Source organism: Pseudodesulfovibrio pelocollis (assembly GCF_030282845.1).
GTDB lineage: Bacteria > Desulfobacterota > Desulfovibrionia > Desulfovibrionales > Desulfovibrionaceae > Pseudodesulfovibrio > Pseudodesulfovibrio pelocollis.
In genome coordinates, this window is the sequence record NZ_JASTWE010000007.1 from 79,367 (window position 1) to 95,680 (window position 16,314).

The 16,314-nt window shown below is 66.2% G+C and carries 14 protein-coding genes; 3 read left to right on the plus strand and 11 right to left on the minus strand.

Translation table 11 applies throughout. The features are described 5' to 3' along the window. Window positions 1–2: 2 nt before the first annotated feature. From QQS14_RS04375 to QQS14_RS04395, 5 genes are all read right to left on the minus strand, one after another. On the minus strand, window positions 3–488 hold the full coding sequence (locus tag QQS14_RS04375) for a cytochrome c family protein (protein ID WP_285905686.1): 486 nt from the start codon (window positions 486–488) through the stop codon (window positions 3–5). A gap of 143 nt (window positions 489–631) precedes the next feature. Continuing rightward, on the minus strand, window positions 632–3,628 hold the full coding sequence (locus QQS14_RS04380; RefSeq protein ID WP_285905687.1) for an AIR synthase-related protein: 2,997 nt from the start codon (window positions 3,626–3,628) through the stop codon (window positions 632–634). A 71-nt stretch (window positions 3,629–3,699) separates the two neighbouring features. After that, on the minus strand, window positions 3,700–4,668 hold the full coding sequence (locus tag QQS14_RS04385; RefSeq protein ID WP_285905688.1) for a polyprenyl synthetase family protein: 969 nt from the start codon (window positions 4,666–4,668) through the stop codon (window positions 3,700–3,702). A 42-nt stretch (window positions 4,669–4,710) separates the two neighbouring features. Then, window positions 4,711–5,409 (minus strand): futalosine hydrolase, encoded by a 699-nt coding sequence (gene mqnB, locus QQS14_RS04390; protein WP_285905689.1) that lies wholly within the window; start codon window positions 5,407–5,409, stop codon window positions 4,711–4,713. 61 nt (window positions 5,410–5,470) lie between these two features. Next, complete coding sequence (locus tag QQS14_RS04395; RefSeq protein ID WP_285905690.1) at window positions 5,471–6,793, minus strand: nucleotide sugar dehydrogenase; 1,323 nt, start codon at window positions 6,791–6,793, stop codon at window positions 5,471–5,473. Window positions 6,794–6,895: 102 nt separating this feature from the next. Here QQS14_RS04395 and QQS14_RS04400 point away from each other — a divergent pair, with 102 nt between their 5' ends. Further along, window positions 6,896–7,102: a DUF2065 domain-containing protein gene (locus QQS14_RS04400; RefSeq protein ID WP_285905691.1), complete on the plus strand. Its 207-nt coding sequence runs from the start codon at window positions 6,896–6,898 to the stop codon at window positions 7,100–7,102. Window positions 7,103–7,122: 20 nt separating this feature from the next. Here QQS14_RS04400 and QQS14_RS04405 read toward each other — a convergent pair whose 3' ends face one another. Together QQS14_RS04405 and QQS14_RS04410 are read right to left on the minus strand one after the other, a co-directional pair. Further along, entirely contained in the window at window positions 7,123–7,875 is a 753-nt protein-coding gene (locus QQS14_RS04405; RefSeq protein WP_285905692.1) for a ubiquinone/menaquinone biosynthesis methyltransferase, read from the minus strand. Beyond that, window positions 7,876–8,100 (minus strand): hypothetical protein, encoded by a 225-nt coding sequence (locus QQS14_RS04410; RefSeq protein WP_285905693.1) that lies wholly within the window; start codon window positions 8,098–8,100, stop codon window positions 7,876–7,878. It lies immediately after the preceding gene. A 254-nt stretch (window positions 8,101–8,354) separates the two neighbouring features. On the opposite strand from QQS14_RS04410, the gene QQS14_RS04415 reads away from it, so the two are divergent. Further along, window positions 8,355–8,696: a DMT family protein gene (locus QQS14_RS04415; protein ID WP_285905695.1), complete on the plus strand. Its 342-nt coding sequence runs from the start codon at window positions 8,355–8,357 to the stop codon at window positions 8,694–8,696. Window positions 8,697–8,705: 9 nt separating this feature from the next. On the opposite strand, the gene QQS14_RS04420 is transcribed toward QQS14_RS04415, so the two are convergent. From QQS14_RS04420 to QQS14_RS04435, 4 genes are all read right to left on the minus strand, one after another. Next, entirely contained in the window at window positions 8,706–9,623 is a 918-nt protein-coding gene (locus tag QQS14_RS04420; RefSeq protein WP_285905696.1) for a hypothetical protein, read from the minus strand. 66 nt (window positions 9,624–9,689) lie between these two features. Further along, a complete protein-coding gene (gene secA / locus QQS14_RS04425) occupies window positions 9,690–12,236 on the minus strand; it encodes a preprotein translocase subunit SecA (protein WP_285905697.1) in 2,547 nt (848 codons plus the stop codon). A gap of 207 nt (window positions 12,237–12,443) precedes the next feature. Beyond that, a complete protein-coding gene (locus QQS14_RS04430) occupies window positions 12,444–13,601 on the minus strand; it encodes a (Fe-S)-binding protein (RefSeq protein ID WP_425607912.1) in 1,158 nt (385 codons plus the stop codon). Beyond that, on the minus strand, window positions 13,595–14,992 hold the full coding sequence (locus QQS14_RS04435) for an FAD-binding oxidoreductase (RefSeq protein ID WP_285905699.1): 1,398 nt from the start codon (window positions 14,990–14,992) through the stop codon (window positions 13,595–13,597). Before QQS14_RS04435 ends, QQS14_RS04430 begins: the two co-directional genes overlap by 7 nt. Window positions 14,993–15,224: 232 nt before the next feature. Between QQS14_RS04435 and QQS14_RS04440 the strand changes: the two genes are divergently transcribed. After that, window positions 15,225–16,314 (plus strand): [Fe-Fe] hydrogenase large subunit C-terminal domain-containing protein (locus QQS14_RS04440; RefSeq protein ID WP_425607913.1); only part of this gene is annotated, 1,090 nt, incomplete at its 3' end.

Genomic DNA, 16,314 nt, shown 5'->3' on the forward strand with positions numbered 1-16,314 from the left:
TCCTAGTGCGCCCCGCCGTAGATCAGCGGCTTGAAGTTGAAGGCGTTGACCCGCTCGGCGTTATGGCAGGTCTCGCAGTCGGACACCTTCATCTTGCGGATGATCAGGTCCGGGTCGCCGCCGGAGTCGACATGGTCGTACCCCGGCCCGTGGCAGACCTCGCACCCGGCATCGGCCATGTGCGGGGTCGCCTCGAAGCTGACAAATCCCCCCGGTTTGCCGAACCCGGTCATGTGGCAGGTGAAACATTCCTCAAGCTCCGCCCGGGTCAGGTCGCCGGCCATGATCTTGACGGAATCCCCGGAATGGGCCTTCTTGGAGAATTTCTTGAAATTTTCGTACTCTTGGTCATGACAGTCGCCGCAGGACTCGGTACCCACATACTTTCCCGAGTTGGTCCGGCCAAGTGTGGCCGTCCCGATGACGACAACGGCCACGGCGACGAAAAAGAACAGGAACCCTTTGGGCCATGCAGAAGAGAAGAACATCAACCACCCCCCGTGATTGTCCACAATGCGGCGGCCCGGCAGGAAAAAACCAGCCCGCCTCCACAAGAACTCTCACGGTCTATAGATGGTTTTTCCAAACAGGTAAAGCGGGTTCAGCGTCCGAGTACCTCGGCAAGGCGCTTTTACCAGTCCAGGGTAGCCTTGAAGGCCCGGGCCAATGCCTCCACCGGCTCGTCCAGCACCGCGCCCTCGCCGTGGACCGCCCGCAGCGCCCCGGAATCGTCCACCGCGCCGATGCGGGCGAACCATTGCCCGGCAAAGCGCGCCTCAAAGGCGGCCGCATGGGCCGGAGGCACCGAGACCACCAGTCGGCTGGCCGACTCGGCATAGAGCAGGCCGGTGGCGTCCATCGCTTCGCAGGCAGGCACGGCCGCAAGGTCGATGCGCGCGCCCAGACGGCCGCCGATGCACATCTCGGCCAGGGTTACACCCAGGCCGCCGTCCGAGCAGTCGTGGCAGGCGCTGACCAGCCCGGCCTGCATGGCCGCGAACAGCGTCTGGTACCGGGCCTTGGCCGAGAGCAGGTCCACCTGCGGCACACTGGCGTGGGAGAAGCCGAGTTGGGCCGCCACCTCGCTGCCGCCGAACTCGGGCCGGGTCAGGCCCAGCACGTAGATCAAATCCCCCGGGGCCTTGAAATCCGAGGTCACGCACTTGTTCACGTCCGGGATCACGCCGATGACCGAGAAGAGCACGGTGGGCGGAATGGAAATCTTGCGCCCCCCGCCCTTGTAGTCGTTCTTCATGGAGTCCTTGCCCGAGACGCAGGGTACGCCGAAGCCGAGGCAGAAATGGGCCAGGGCGAGGTTGGCGCGCACCAGTTGGGCCAGCTTGTATCGGCCATCGGGCGTGGACTCGGACTGGACCGGGTCGCACCAGCAGAAGTTGTCGCACCCGGCCATGTAGCTGATGTCGCCGCCCACGGCCACGGCGTTGCGGATGGCCTCGTCAATGGCATTGGCCATCATCCAGTAGGTGTCCAGGTCCGAGTATTGCGGACAGATGCCGTGTGAGACCACCAGCCCGCGCTCGCTCCCCAGCTCGGGGCGCAGCACGCCCGCGTCCGACGGGCCATCGGCCTTGACGCCCACCATGGGCTTGACCGCGCTCCTGCCCTGAACCTCGTGGTCGTACTGGCGGACCACATACTCCTTGGAGCAGATGTTCAGACGGCCGAGCATGGCCTTGAGCAAGCCGCCCTGATCGGCCACGGCGGGCACGGGCTCACTGGCCACCACGGGCCGCTCCCAGACCGCCTCAAGCTCCATCTGCGGCACGCCCTCGTGCAGGAACTCCATGTCCAGGCAGGCCACGTGCTTGTCGCCGTAGCGCACCAGGTATTTGCCCGAACCGGTGAAGGTGCCGAGCACCGTGGACTCCACGTCCATCTCGGCGGACAGGGCCAGGAACTCGTCGATCTTCGCGGGCGGCACGGCCATGGTCATGCGCTCCTGGGCCTCGGAGATGAGGATTTCCCAGGGCCTCAGCCCATCGTACTTGAGCGGCGCCCGTGCCAGATCCATGTCAAACCCGCCCGTGTCCTCGGCCATCTCGCCCACCGAGGAGGACAGGCCGCCTGCGCCGTTGTCGGTGATGGCGTTGTACAGGCCGCGGTCGCGGGCGCGCATGAGAAAGTCGTACATCTTGCGCTGGGTGATGGGATCGCCGATCTGCACGGCCGTGGCCGGGCTGCCCTCGTGCAACTCCTCGGATGAAAAGGTCGCGCCGTGGATGCCGTCCGCGCCGATGCGGCCGCCGGACATGACGATGAAGTCGCCGGGCATGGCCTGCTTCTTGTGGGAGGGGCGTCCGGCCACGGTCTTGGGCATGGTGCCGATGGTGCCGCAGTAGACCAGGGGCTTGCCCAGGTAGCGCTCATCAAAGACGATGGACCCGTTGACCGTGGGGATGCCGGACTTGTTGCCGCCGTGCTCCACGCCCTCGCGCACGCCCTCGAACACCCGGCGCGGGTGCAGCAGCCGGGGCGGCAGCTCGCCCTCGTGAAAGGGCGAGGCAAAGCAGAAGACATCGGTGTTGCACAGCAGGTTCGCGCCCAGGCCGGTACCCATGGGATCGCGATTGACGCCCACGATGCCGGTCAGCGCCCCGCCGTAGGGGTCCAGCGCCGAGGGCGAGTTGTGGGTCTCCATCTTGACGCAGACGTTGAGGGTCTCGGAAAAGGCAATCACGCCCGCGTTGTCCTTGAACACGGACAGGCAGTAGTCGCCGTGGGGGCCGCAGGCGGCGTTGCGCTCGCGCAGGGCCTTGGTGGACCCCTGGATGAAGGTCCTGTAGAGGCTCGAATAGATGGCGCTTCGCCCTGTCTCGCGGTTCTCGTAGTCTATTTTCGCACCGAATATCTTGTGTTTGCAGTGCTCGGACCAGGTCTGGGCCAGCACCTCGATCTCGGCGTCGGTGGGCTCGTCGCCCAGACCCATGGCCGTGCGCGCGGCGCGCACCGCCGGGTTTGCGTAGTAGTCGCGGATGACGTGCAACTCGCGCAGGGACAGGGCCAGGGTGTTGGCCCGGGAGAAGTCCATCAACTCGTCGTCGGTCATGGTCGAGATGGCCACGGAGGCCACAGCATCGCTGGCCTGGCCCGTGACCCTGGCCGCCCTGGCCTCGAAACCGGGCGAGGCGGCCCACTGGGCAGCGGACTTGTACTCGAAGCGCTGGATCAGCTCGTTGGCCAGCAGGTCGGCGGCGATGCGATGCACCCCGGCCTCGTCCAGCCCGGCCCGGATCAGGTACTGGCGCGAGGTATAGACCCTGACCGATTCCAGTTCCTTCTTGGACAGGCCAAGGGCCACGCCCAGGGTCTCGCGCGCGGTGCGCCCCTCGTTGTCGGTGACGCCGGGCCGAAAGCCCACTTCGAGAATCCAGTCGAAATCGCGCGCCAGGGGCGAGAGCGACACCTCGTGCAGCACCGGGTCATGCAGGGCGGCCCGCTCAAGGGCCGTATCCACCTGCTCCGGGCTCACGCCCTCCAGGGTGAAGACGCTGACGATGCGCACATCGTCCACGGCCATCCCCAACTCGCTCCTGATCTTGCGGGCGACCTTCTCACCCACCACGTCACGGACACCCTCTTTCAGTCCGACAACGACACGGAAAAGCATCGGGAAACTCCTTCTTCGCGATATGAAAAGAAACCGGCCCGCCTCGCTTGCGCGACCGGGCCGGCCAGACGTCACTTGGTTCTGGTCAGCACGTAGTCGGCGGCCTGGCCGAGGACGGTGCGTTCCTCGCCGGGGGGGAGCCCTGCGAGGCATGCCTTGGCCCGTTCGACGTAGATGGCGGCCTCGTCGCGGGTGCGCTCGGCGCAACCCGCGTCCTGGACCTGGGCCAGGACCTCGGCACATTGCTCGTCGGTCAGTTCGCCGTCGCGCATCAGGGTCAGCAGGGTATCGCTGGCCGCCTCCTCGCAGTCTTCCATGAACAGGATCAGCGGCAGGGTCACCTTGCCCTCGCGCAGGTCGCCGCCCTCGGGCTTGCCCGTCTCTGACGTGGGCGAGTCATAGTCCAGGGCGTCGTCCACCAGCTGGAAGGCGATGCCCAGGTTGAGGCCGTACTCACCGGCCGCGTCCTCCTGCTCCGGGGTGGCCCCGGCCAGGGCCGCGCCGCAGCGGCAGGCGCACTCGATGAGCCGGGCGGTCTTGCCGATGATGATGCGCATGTACGCCTCGCGGTCCAGGGTGGGATGCTTGGCGAACTGGATCTCCTCGATCTCGCCCACTGCGGTCTCCATGATGCCCCGGGCCAGCAGCCAGCACAGCCGGGCATTGCCGTAGCGCGCGCCCATCTCGTTGGCCAGGGCCAGCAGGGCGTCGCCCGCCAGGATGGTCTCGGTGCGGCCGAAGACCAGATGCGAGGCGGCCCGGCCACGCCGGACCTCGGCGTCGTCCAGGTAGTCGTCGTGCAGCAGGGTGGCCGAGTGGAGCAGTTCCAGCGCGCAGGCGATGGCGTGAAAGTCGTCCTTGTCATAGCCCAGGGCGCGGGCGTGGAGCAGGGTCAGCATGGGCCGGATGCGCTTGCCACCGGAGCCGATGATGTGCCTGGCGACATCGCGCACCAGCCCGCTGAGGGCCTCGGCCTCGGCGTCGAGAAATTGGTTGATTCCGGGGAGTTCCCTCTGGAAGTAGCGCAGCAGTTCGTTCATATCCGTCAAGTATGTCAGGTTGCGGTCAAGGAGTAAAGACTTCTACTTTCCCGTGAAAAGGCGCGGGGCAAAGTCGCCAAGGGCCCGCAGCGCGCCCTTGAGGTCCCAGTCCGCGCGGTCGCGCGAGCCCGCCACATTGGACACGCTGCGCACCTGTAGGAACGGCAGGCCCGCCCGTGCGGCCCCGAAGGCCAGGGCGAACCCCTCCATGTTCTCCACATCCGCGCTACAGGCCATCTGGAGCCAGCCAGCCCGCTCCGGGGTGCCGGTGACGCTGCTCACGGTGACAAAGGAGCCCCGGGCGCAGCCCGCGGGCAGGGAGAGCCCCATGGTCGCCGCGTCGTTGACCGGGTTGAGCACCAGCCGGTTCCACACCGGTTTTCCCGCCACCTCGCCCTGGGAAAAGCCGATGCCCTTGGGGTCCACCCGGCCCTCCTCGTCGAGCAGGCCGTATTCGGGCCATGTCTCCCTCCAGGCGTAGACGCAGGAGCCGATGGGGAACCGCGCCACCTCGTAGGCCCCGCCGATGCCGAGGTTGACCACCCCGGTGACAGAGGGCAGGGCCATCAGACGCCCGGCCGTCAGGGCCGTGTTGACCAGCCCCACCCCGCTCACGGCCAGCAGCAGATCAAGGCCGCCCAGCGAGAATTCCGCTGTCTCGCCCTGCTCCAGCACGGGCGCGCCCTTGCCCCCGAGGGCGGCCTGCATTTCCTTGGACGTGGCCGTGACAACGATGATCATGTCTTTCCCCCGGGTGGACTTTCGGAATGGTTGTCCCCTCGGGCGGGGAATATCTGGGTCGCTAGAGGCGCCAGTAGGTGATGTCCAGCGCCTCGAGCTCGGCCCGGTCGAAGAAACCCTTGACGTCCACCACCAGGGCGCGGGCCGGGTCGGCGAACCACTGCCTGATCTCGGCCAGGGGGATGTCGCGGTACTGGTCGTGGGCCACGGCCAGGATGAGCGCGTCGAGGTCGCGCAGGTCGTCCAGGGCGCACAGTTCGAGACCCAGTTCGTGGCGAGCCTCGTCCGGGTCGGCCATGGCGTCGTGGATCAGGGTGGTCATGCCGTAGTCGGCCAGTTCGGCCAGGATGTCCACCACCCGGGTGTTGCGCAGATCGGGCACGTTCTCCTTGAAGGTCACGCCGAGCACGCCCACGCGCGCGCCCCTGATCTTGACATCGGCCCTGATGAGCCGCTTGACCGTGGCCTCGGCGATGAACTTGCCCATGGTGTCGTTGGTCTGCCGCCCGGCCAGGATGACCTGGGGGTGAAAGCCCATGGCCTCGGCCTTGAAGGTCAGGTAGTAGGGGTCCACGCCGATGCAATGGCCGCCCACCAGCCCAGGCCTGAAGGGCAGGAAATTCCATTTGGTACCCGCGGCTTCGAGCACGTCCAGGGTGTCGATGCCCATGCGGTCGAAGATCATGGCCAGCTCGTTCATCAGCGCGATGTTCAGGTCGCGCTGGGTGTTCTCGATGACCTTGGCCGCCTCGGCGGTGCGGATGTCCGGGGCCAGGTGGGTGCCTGCCGTGACGATGGTGCCGTAGACCGCTTCGAGCAGCCTGCCCGTGGCCTCGTCCTGTCCGGCCACCACCTTGACGATGGTTTCGAGCCGGTGGACCTTGTCGCCCGGGTTGATGCGCTCGGGGGAGTAGCCCACGCGGAAATCACGGCCGCAGACCAGCCCGGAGCGCTCCTCCAGGATGGGTACGCAGATGTCCTCGGTCAGGCCCGGGAAGACCGTGGACTCGTAGACCACCACGGTGCCGGGCTGGAGATAGGTGCCCACGGACTCGCTGGCCCCGGTCACGGGGCGCAGGTCGGGCGAGCGGTGCGCGTCGATGGGCGTGGGCACGGCCACCAGGATGAGCCGGGCGTCGGCCAGGGCCGAGAGATCGGCCGTGAAGGTCAGGTCCACATCGTTGCCCACGGTGGAAAAATCCACCTCGCCGGTGCGATCATGGCGGCGGGCCAGCTCGCGCACGCGCCGCTCGGACACGTCCACGCCGATGACGCGGAAATGGCGGCCCAGGGCCACGGCCAAGGGCAGGCCCACATAGCCCAGCCCGACCACGGCGATGGCCCCTTCCCTGTTTTGCAGCATCTCGAAGGTGATCATGCTCATGAAATCATTGTCTCCATTTGTCATTTGACAGACACGGGCGGCAAACACGGGCGACGGACACAGGCGGTGGACAGGGACCGTGTTCCCGGCTAGTAGGGATGGATGAACATCGACTGGTCACTGCTCATCGCGGCCGTGGGGCTGGCCTTCGTCTTCGAGGGGCTCCCCTACTTTCTCTTTGCCGAGCGCATGCCGCGCATGCTCCTGCGGCTCGCCACCCAGCCCCCGAAATTCCTTCGCTTCATCGGACTTGCGGCCATGATCCTCGGCCTGCTCATCCTTTCCTTCGGCCGCTCCTTATCCTTTTAGGCGTCAGCCTGTCCACAGGGTCATTCCCTGCCCGGCTTCTCGGCCACATGCAGATAGACGATGCCCGACATCATGGGCACGTGGTAGACCCGCGCGAACCCGGCGTCCAGCAGTTCGCGGGCCAGGGCGCGCTCGTCCGGGAAGGTCTTGATGGTCTCGGCCAGATAGCGGTACGCGCCCGGGTCGCCCGAGATGCGGTCGCCGATGAAGGGAAGCAGGGTGTCGAGATAGAAATTGTACAGCCCCTTCCACACTCTCCGGCTGCCGGTGCCGAATTCGAGGATGCACAGCCGCGCACCGGGCTTGAGCACGCGATGGAACTCGCGGTAGGCGTCCTCGCGCGGCAGGATATTGCGGATGCCAAAGGCGATGGTGGCCGCGCCCATGCTGGCGTCGGCCAGGGGCAGGGCGCGCCCGTCGGCCTGGACCGGGAAGATGCGCTTTTCAAGGCCGTCCTTGAGCTTGCGCGCCGTGCCGCGCTCAAGCATGGGCAGGGCGAAATCCAGTGCGGCCACCCGGCAATCGGGATACTGGCGGGCCAGCTCCACGGACACGTCCATGGTCCCGGCGGCAAGATCGAGCACGGTCTCGCCCGGGTGCGGGCGGGCGGCCCGGGCCAGCCGGTAGCGCCAGTATATGTCCTGCCCGGCGGACAGGGTGTGGTTGAGAAAGTCGTACCACCCGGCGATGCGGCCGAACATGGCGGCCACGCGCCGCCCGTGCTCGTCGGGCGTGACGGCCCCGGTGGCCGAACGGCACTGATCCCCGGTCATCTAGTCGTCCTGCTCCGGGAAATCGGCCTCGTCCTCGACGCCCTCGGCCAGCTCTGCCTCGCGCGAGCCGTCGCCCGCGGTCACGCCGGTGACGGTACGCATGATGTCCTTGTATATGACATCGAAATTCTGGCCGAAATTATTGGGCGAGATGCGCCCCACCTCGATGAACTTGATCACCACTTCCTTGGCGACCTGCAGGGCCTGCTTCTGGTACTTGTCCATGCCGATCCTCCGGATTCGTCAACGAAAAACCGCCCGGTGGGAAATGGCCTGGACCAACGTGGTCAAGGTGCCGGGCGGGGAAAAGACGGAAACCGTGAAGCCCCCCTCTTTTTCGGCTCTCCCTACCACGACCCGGCCCGGTCCGTCGAGCAGTTTGGGCGGCCTTCCCGCTGGAAGTTATGGACGCCGGGGGCCGACCTGGACTATCTTCCGCCGTCCGCCCGGGACGACTCTTTTCCATTGCGAGGTGGGGTGTGAGAATTCCGCTGTATACCGCGCTGTTGCTGACGGCCTCCAACATCTTCATGACCTTTGCCTGGTACGCCCACCTCAAGGAGCTGAACCAGCGGCCCTGGTACATTGCCGCCCTGGTCAGCTGGGGCATCGCCCTGTTCGAGTACATGATCCAGGTGCCTGCCAACCGGCTGGGCTACACCACCCTGACCCTGCCCCAGCTCAAGATCATGCAGGAAGTCCTGGCCCTGGCCGTGTTCGCGCCCTTTTGCATCCTGTACATGAACCAGCCCCTGAAATGGGACTACCTCTGGGCATCCCTGTGCCTGCTGGGCGCGGTCTATTTCATTTTCAGGTCATAGACGGTTTGCTCAGAACTCCCACTTCAGGCGAAACGAGCCGCCAAAGGCGTCCTGCACTTGATGCGACGAGGTCAGCGCGCCCGTGGAGTCATAGAGGCTGAACTTGCGCGCATAATTGAACTCCGGCCCGATGGAGAAGGTCAGCCGGTCGTCATGACGATAGTCGAGATAGGCACCGACCCTGGAGTGCCGGATGGTCAGGTAGCCGTTGCGCCGCACCGGGCTTGAGGGTGAAAGGCGGTACGTCTTCTCCGCCCCGAACAGGGCCACGCTGAACCCTATCTGCTCGCTGCCGTCACCCAGCATGCCCCCCAGCCCGACACCCTTGATGGCGGCCCGCAGCGCCTTCTGCGACACGGCCAGGGCAAGGCCCACTTCCAGGTCGCCAAGCAGATCGTCGCGCATGGCGCTCAGAACGACGGCCTTGCCTGTCAGGCCGATCATCCAGCCCTCCAGAAACTCATAGGCCACCCCGCCGTCGAAACCCGCTCCCACCGCGCCGGGAAAGTCCTGCTCAAAGGACGAGGAGAGTTCGCCGCTCAACCAGTAGCGCCAGCCCCGGCCAAGGGAATTGTCGATCAATCGCGCTTGCAGGGCGACATCGTGCAGCGTTTCCCACGGCACTCTGTCACCCGCGGCAAAGCGCACTTCGGCCCCGTCCTCCCACAGGTACCGGGAGAGACCATAGGAGAGTCGGAAGATGGAATAGTCCGCAGCCAGGGTGGTGCGCAGCACGCCGACACTGCCCTGGCCGTTGGTGAAATCCGCCTGACCCGCATAGCCAACCTCGACATCCAGGCTCAGCTCGCGGTCCGAGTCGCCCGCCGGGGCGAGCATAAACCCCGGCTCCCGGGACAGGGCCGTGCTCGCGCCCAGAACCGGCTGCGCCCAGATCAGCAGGCAAAGGACAAGAAAAGGGATGCGCATGCCATGCTGTATCGGGTCAGCCCCGTCCCTGGCAAGGATGGCGGCGATCCGACCAATCCGCCGCGATCACGCGCCGCAGCACTTCTTGTGTTTCCGACCCGAGCCGCAGGGGCATGGAGCGTTTCTGGAGACCTTGGGCTCGGCCCGCTTGACCGGCTCCTTCTTCTTGTCCCCGGCCGAACCGGGGTTGGTATATTCGAGCTGGTCGGTCTGCTCGTGCTGGAATTCCTCGTCCTTGACCTCGGCCTGGATGCGCAGGTGGGAGAAGGCGCGCATGGCGTTCTCCTTGAGGGTGTAGACCAACTCCTCGAACAGGGCGAATCCCTCGCGCTTGTACTCCTGCTTGGGGTCCTTCTGGCCGTAGCCGCGCAGGCCGATGCCGTCGCGCAGGTGGTCCATGTTCAGCAGGTGTTCCTTCCAGTTGCGGTCCAGCGAATCAAGCAGGAAGTAGCGCAGAATCTCCTGATAGTGGGCGCCGGTTGCGGCGCGCAGGTAGGCGAAGATGTCGTCCACCCAGGCCTCGGCCTGCTCCCGCGTGGGCAATTCGCCCTCGCTCCACCCCTCGAACCGCTCGAAGTTGAAGACCTCCTCAAGCCGGGCGCGCACCGAGTCGATCATCTCCTGGTCCTGCGTCTTGGCGTCCAGAGCGGGTCCCAGGATATTTTCAAGGAGGTCGATGGCGTATTCGCGGGCGATGTCCTCCACGGTTTCGGCCAGCATCAGCTCGCGGCGCAGGGAGTAGACCACCTCACGCTGCTGGTTCATGACGTCGTCGTATTCCAGCAACTGCTTGCGTATCTCGAAGTGGTGGGCCTCGACCCGGGTCTGGGATTTCTCGATGGCGCCCGAGACCATCTTGTTCTCGATGGCCATGCCGTCCTCAAGACCGAGCTTGTTCATGATCCCGGCCAGACGATCGGAGCCGAAGAGACGCATCAGGTCATCGTCCAGGGCGAGGTAGAAGCGCGACGACCCCGGGTCGCCCTGGCGGCCGGAGCGGCCGCGCAGCTGGTTGTCGATGCGCCGCGACTCGTGACGCTCGGTGCCTATGATGTGCAGGCCGCCCAGCTCGCACACGCCCTCGCCCAGCTTGATGTCCGTGCCGCGACCGGCCATGTTGGTGGCGATGGTCACCTTTCCGGCGTGGCCCGCCTGGGCCACGATCTCGGCCTCGCGCTCATGCTGCTTGGCGTTGAGCACCTCATGGGGAATCTTCTTTTTCTTGAGCAGGTTCGAGAGCAGTTCGGACTTCTCGATGGACACCGTACCCACCAGGGTGGGCTGGCCTCGCCGGTGGCAGTCGGCGATGTCCTCGGCGATGGCCTCGTATTTCTGGACCTGGTTCTTGTAGATGGCGTCGGGGTTATCCTTGCGGACCATGGGCCGGTGGGTGGGGATGACCACCACGTCGAGGTTGTAGATCTGCTTGAACTCCACGGCTTCGGTGTCGGCCGTGCCGGTCATGCCCGCCAGCTTGTCGTACATGCGGAAATAGTTCTGGAAGGTGATGGAGGCCAGGGTCTGGTTCTCGGCCTCGACCTTGACGTTCTCCTTGGCCTCGATGGCCTGGTGCAGCCCGTCGGACAGGCGGCGGCCGGGCATGAGGCGGCCGGTGAACTCGTCCACCAGCACCACATGGTCGTCCCTGACGATGTACTCCACGTCGCGATGGTAGCAATGGTGCGCCTTGACCGCCTGGAGCACGTGGTGCTGCAGCGAGATGTGCTGCGGGTCAAAGAGGTTGTCCACGCCGAGCAGTCCCTCGATCTTTTCCACGCCCGCGTCGGTCAGGGTGATGGACTTGGTCTTCTCGTCGAGGACGAAGTCGCCGTCGGGCAGAGTTTCCTTGTCGGCCGGGTCGATGGGGGTGGACTTGACCAGCTTGGGCACGATGTCGTTGACCCGGCGGTACAGGCCCGAGGATTTCTCGCCCGGGCCGGAGATGATCAGCGGGGTCCGCGCCTCGTCGATGAGGATGGAGTCCACCTCGTCCACGATGGCGTAGTTGAGGGGACGCTGCACCAGCGTCTCCTTGTAGAATTTCATGTTGTCGCGCAGGTAGTCGAAGCCGAACTCGTTGTTGGTGCCGTAGGTGATGTCGGCCCGGTAGGCCTCCTGGCGCTCCTGCTCGCCGATGCCGTGGACGATGACGCCCACGCTCAGGCCCAGGAAGGAATAGAGCAGCCCCATCCACTCGGCATCGCGCCGGGCCAGGTAGTCGTTGACCGTGACCACGTGCACGCCCTTGCCCGACAGGGCGTTGAGGACCACGGGCAAGGTTGCCACCAGGGTCTTGCCCTCGCCGGTCTTCATCTCCGCAATCTTGCCCTCGTGGAGGGCGCAGCCGCCGATGAGCTGCTCGTCGAAGTGGCGCATGGGCGGGTCGAAGACGCGGGAGCCCGCCTCGCGCACCAGGGCGAAGCACTCGGGCATCAGGTCTTCCAGGGTCTTTTCCCCGGCCGCCACCTGCTCCTTCCACCGCGCCACGAGGGCCGGGAACTCACTGTCCGGCAGATTTTCCATCTCCGGGCCCAGGGCGTTGACCCGCTCGATGACGGGATTGAGTGTCTTCAGATAGCGTTCATTCTTGGAACCAAAGAGAAATTTGAGCATGCTGAGGGGTTCTCCTGAAAAGTTCGCGGCCGCCGCGCCTGGACGGGCATCAACCGGGCGTTGCCAAGGAACATAGGACTTCGCCCGGTAAAGTCAACGCGCCGAGGCCAAAAAGCTTTCGCTCCAGCCCTCGGCAAGCCCGGCGCGCCCTGCAATAGCACAAAGGGGAGGGGCAGGAAAGGCCCGGGCTGAGGGAGTGCCCGGGCGCTACCGCCGCATCTGTCCGATGACCTCCAACCAGTGGCCCACGGCCACGCCAGCGGGCGCGGTGGCGTCCAGCCGCGCCGCGCAGGCCGAACAGCCGGTCAGGACCAGCTCGGCCCCGGCCAGTTGGTCCCAGCACCGGGCGTTGACCCGGTCGGCCAGCTCCGGCGCGCCAAGGGCCATGACCCCGCCGAACCCGCAGCATTGCCGGTCCGTGGACTCCACCAGACGGTCGCCCAGGGCGGCCACAAGCAGCAGATGATCGCTGCCCGCGCCATCCGCGTGACAGGGGCGATGATAGGCGATCCGGTCCGGGACGGCCCCGGATATCACGAAGACGGTATCCTTTGCAAGAATTGATAACAGAATCAATGAGTTCCGCCAGACCTCGGCCTCGGCCGGATCATCAATATAATGCGTATAGCCCCGCAGGGCGGACAGGCAGGACGCGCAGAACACCGCCACCTTGGGCCTGCCCGCACCGCGCCAGGCCGCGAGGTTGTGCAGGGCCATGGCCCGCGCCTCGTCCGCGAATCCCGCGCTCTTCAAACCACTGCCGCAACAGCGGAAATCGCCGGGCAGGATGGCTACGCCCAGGCCGTGGAGCAGACTGTGGGCAGCGGCCAGCCAACGCTGCCGCACATGGGTGGCCGTGCAGCCCGGGAACAGGAGCATGGGCTCGCCCCGGTGGGTGTCGGGAAAGGAGGTCGGGGTCAGGAACGGGGCCAAGGCCGGAGTCAGTCCCGGGCCGTCGCGCAGCCCGGCCAGCATTTTCAGCAGCGGGCCGAATCGCTCGGGCCGTAGCGAATCGGGCACCAGCCCGGCCATGGCCGATCCAACGGGCCAGAGTGTCTTGGCGTGGCTCAACCAGGTCTTCCAAAGCCAGCCCTTGAAATCAGGGTGCGCACCCCGCAGCCCGGCCACAAGACCGGGCACGTCCACCCCCTGGGAGCATACGGCCGCGCAACGGTCACAGCCCAGGCACAGCCCGGCCAGCCGAGCCACGTCCGCGCCCCGCAGCCCGGCCTCGTCCCGGGCCAGCAGATGGCACAGATCCGCCTTGGCGCGCGGCCCCAGCTCCTCGCGCCCGGTGGCGGCCAGCAGCGGGCAGACCTCCAGACACTTGCCGCAGAGGATGCACTCTCCGGCCACGCCTACCATCCCTTGCCGGGGTTCATGATCTCACGGGGGTCAAAGACCCGGCGCACGCCGCGCATGATGGCCACCGCCTCCGGCCCGAGTTGCTCGTCGGCAAAGGACGCCTTGGTCAGGCCCGTGCCGTGCTCGCCGGAAATGGTCCCGCCGAGGCTGACGGCCAGCCGGAAAATCTCGTCTGCGGCTTGGTGGGCGATGGCCGACTCGCCAGGGTGCGAGCGGTCGTGCATGATGTTGACGTGGATGTTGCCGTCACCCAGGTGGCCGAAGCAGAGGACGTGAAGCCCGTGCGCCCGGCCGATCTCCCGGGCGCGCTCCACGGCCTCTGCTACCCGGCCTCGCGGCACGGCAATGTCCTCGGCCAGCTTGTCCGGGGCGAGCCTGAATGCCGCCGCGGAGATGCCCCGGCGCGCGTTCCAGACCATTTCCTCGGCCTCGCCCCGCCCGACCTCCACGGACACCGACGAGAGGGGCGCGAGGGCCGCGGTCAGCCGGTCCATCTCGGCGGCCACGCCCGGACCTGTGCCGTCGAGCTTGAAGAGCAGCGCGGCCCGTGCGCCGGGCGCAAGGGGCATGGACGTCCCCTCGGGGCCGAGCCGCAGGGCCTCAAGGGCACCCTGGTCCATGAACTCGCAGGCCGAAGGCAGCACGCCCGCCCGGAACACGGCCCCTGCCCCGGCCAGGGACGACGCCAGATCGGCAAATCCCACCAGGGCCGAGGCCGATGTCTCGGGCAGGGGGATGAGCTTCAGGGTGATTCCGGTCATCAGCCCGAGCCTGCCGTTTGAGCCCACAAAGAGCCGGGTCAGATCGAGCCCCACCACGTCCTTGTGCGACCGGCCGCCCGTGCGCAGGACGCGCCCGCCGGGCAGCACGGCTTCCACCCCGAGCACCCAGTCCCGCGTGACCCCGTACTTGACCGCGCGCAAGCCCCCCGCACAGGTGGCCACGTTGCCGCCGATGGTCGAGATGCGCACGCTGGCCGGGTCCGGCGGATAGAACAAACCCTTGGCGGCGCAGGCGGCCTGGAGGTCAGCGGTGATCACCCCGGGCAGGACCTCGGCCACGAAATCATCGGCGTCCACCACAGGCTCGCCCGCCATGCGCAGCATGGACACCACCACCCCGCCCAGCGAGGGCACCGCGCCGCCCACGCGCCCGGTGCCGCGCGCCCGGGGGTAGACGGGCATGCGCTCGGCCTCGGCCCAGCGCAGCAGCTCCACCAGCTGATCGCGCCGCTCGGGCCGGACCACGGCCCAGGGCATGGCCCGCTCCCGGCTGGCATCGGCCGAAAAGGCGGCCAGCCCCTCGGACGACAGCACGCACCCGTCCCCGGGAAACAGGTCGAGCAGAAAGGCCCGGTGGGCGGCGGTGAGGGAGGCGGCATATCCAATCATGCCCGAAAGGTACGGCCGGTGCTGGCCCGTGTCAATGACGCCGTCGCACCGAGCCCGCCGCGACCGCAGCTCAACACCCCGCCAGGACGACATTTCTTTCACCATTTATGGCCAGACGCCTTGACATGGCTATCATTCATAAATTAGTAGCCGTATTGTGTTATTATTTTCATAATTGTGCTAACGCCGTCAAGGTCCGTTTCATGGCGGCGGGAGCGAAGGAGGGTATCCGATGTCAGGATGCACACCAAAGTCCACACCGGCAGTGGTGCCGGCGGACTTGTCTTCAATCCACCCCAACAAGGAGGGCTTCATGAGAAAGATTGAAGGCGTCATGTACCAGACCAACGCACCCAAGGGGATCGACCCGGACAACATCTTCTTTGTCCAGGTCGATGCCACCAAGTGCGAAGCGTGCGGCGAGTGTGAAGAGGTCTGCCCCACCGGCGTGATCCAGGCCATCAATGACGACGGCATCCGTGCCGTGGTCGATCCGGGCGCCTGCGTCAACTGCGGCCAGTGTCTGACCCATTGTCCCTACGGGGCCATCTACGAGGGCGTGTCCTACGTGGATGAGATCTTCGAGAAACTCAAGGACCCGGACACCATCGTGGTTTCCATGCCCGCCCCTGCGGTGCGCTACGGCCTTGGCGAGTGTTTCGGCACTCCCACCGGTGCCTATGTGGGCGGCCAGATGCATGCGGCCCTGCGCAGGCTCGGCTTCAACTACATCTGGGACAACGAGTTCACCGCCGACGTGACCATCATGGAAGAAGGCACCGAGCTGATCAAGCGCGTCAAGAACCACGGCAAGCCGGGAGCCTACCCGCTGCCGCAGTTCACGTCCTGCTGCCCGGGCTGGGTCAAGTTCGCCGAGGCGTTCTACCCTGATCTGCTTCCCAACATGTCCACCTGCAAGTCGCCCATCGCCATGCTCGGCCCCCTGGCCAAGACATACGGTGCCAAGCAGACCCACACCAAGGCCAAGAAGATCTACACCGTCTCGATCATGCCATGCATCGCCAAGAAGTACGAAGGGCTGCGCCCCGAGATGGCAGACAGCGGCTTCAGGGACATCGACGCGACCATCAACACCCGCGAGTTGGCCTACATGATCAAGACCGCGGGCATCGACTTCAACTCCCTGCCTTCCGAGCAGCCCGACCCGATCCTGGGCGAATCCACGGGCGCGGCCACCATCTTCGGCAACAGCGGCGGCGTCATGGAGGCGGCCCTGCGGCTGGCCTACGAGGTACTCTCCGGCAAGAAGCTGGCCGACCCGAACATCCTGGCCGTGCGCACCCACGAGGGCATCAACACGG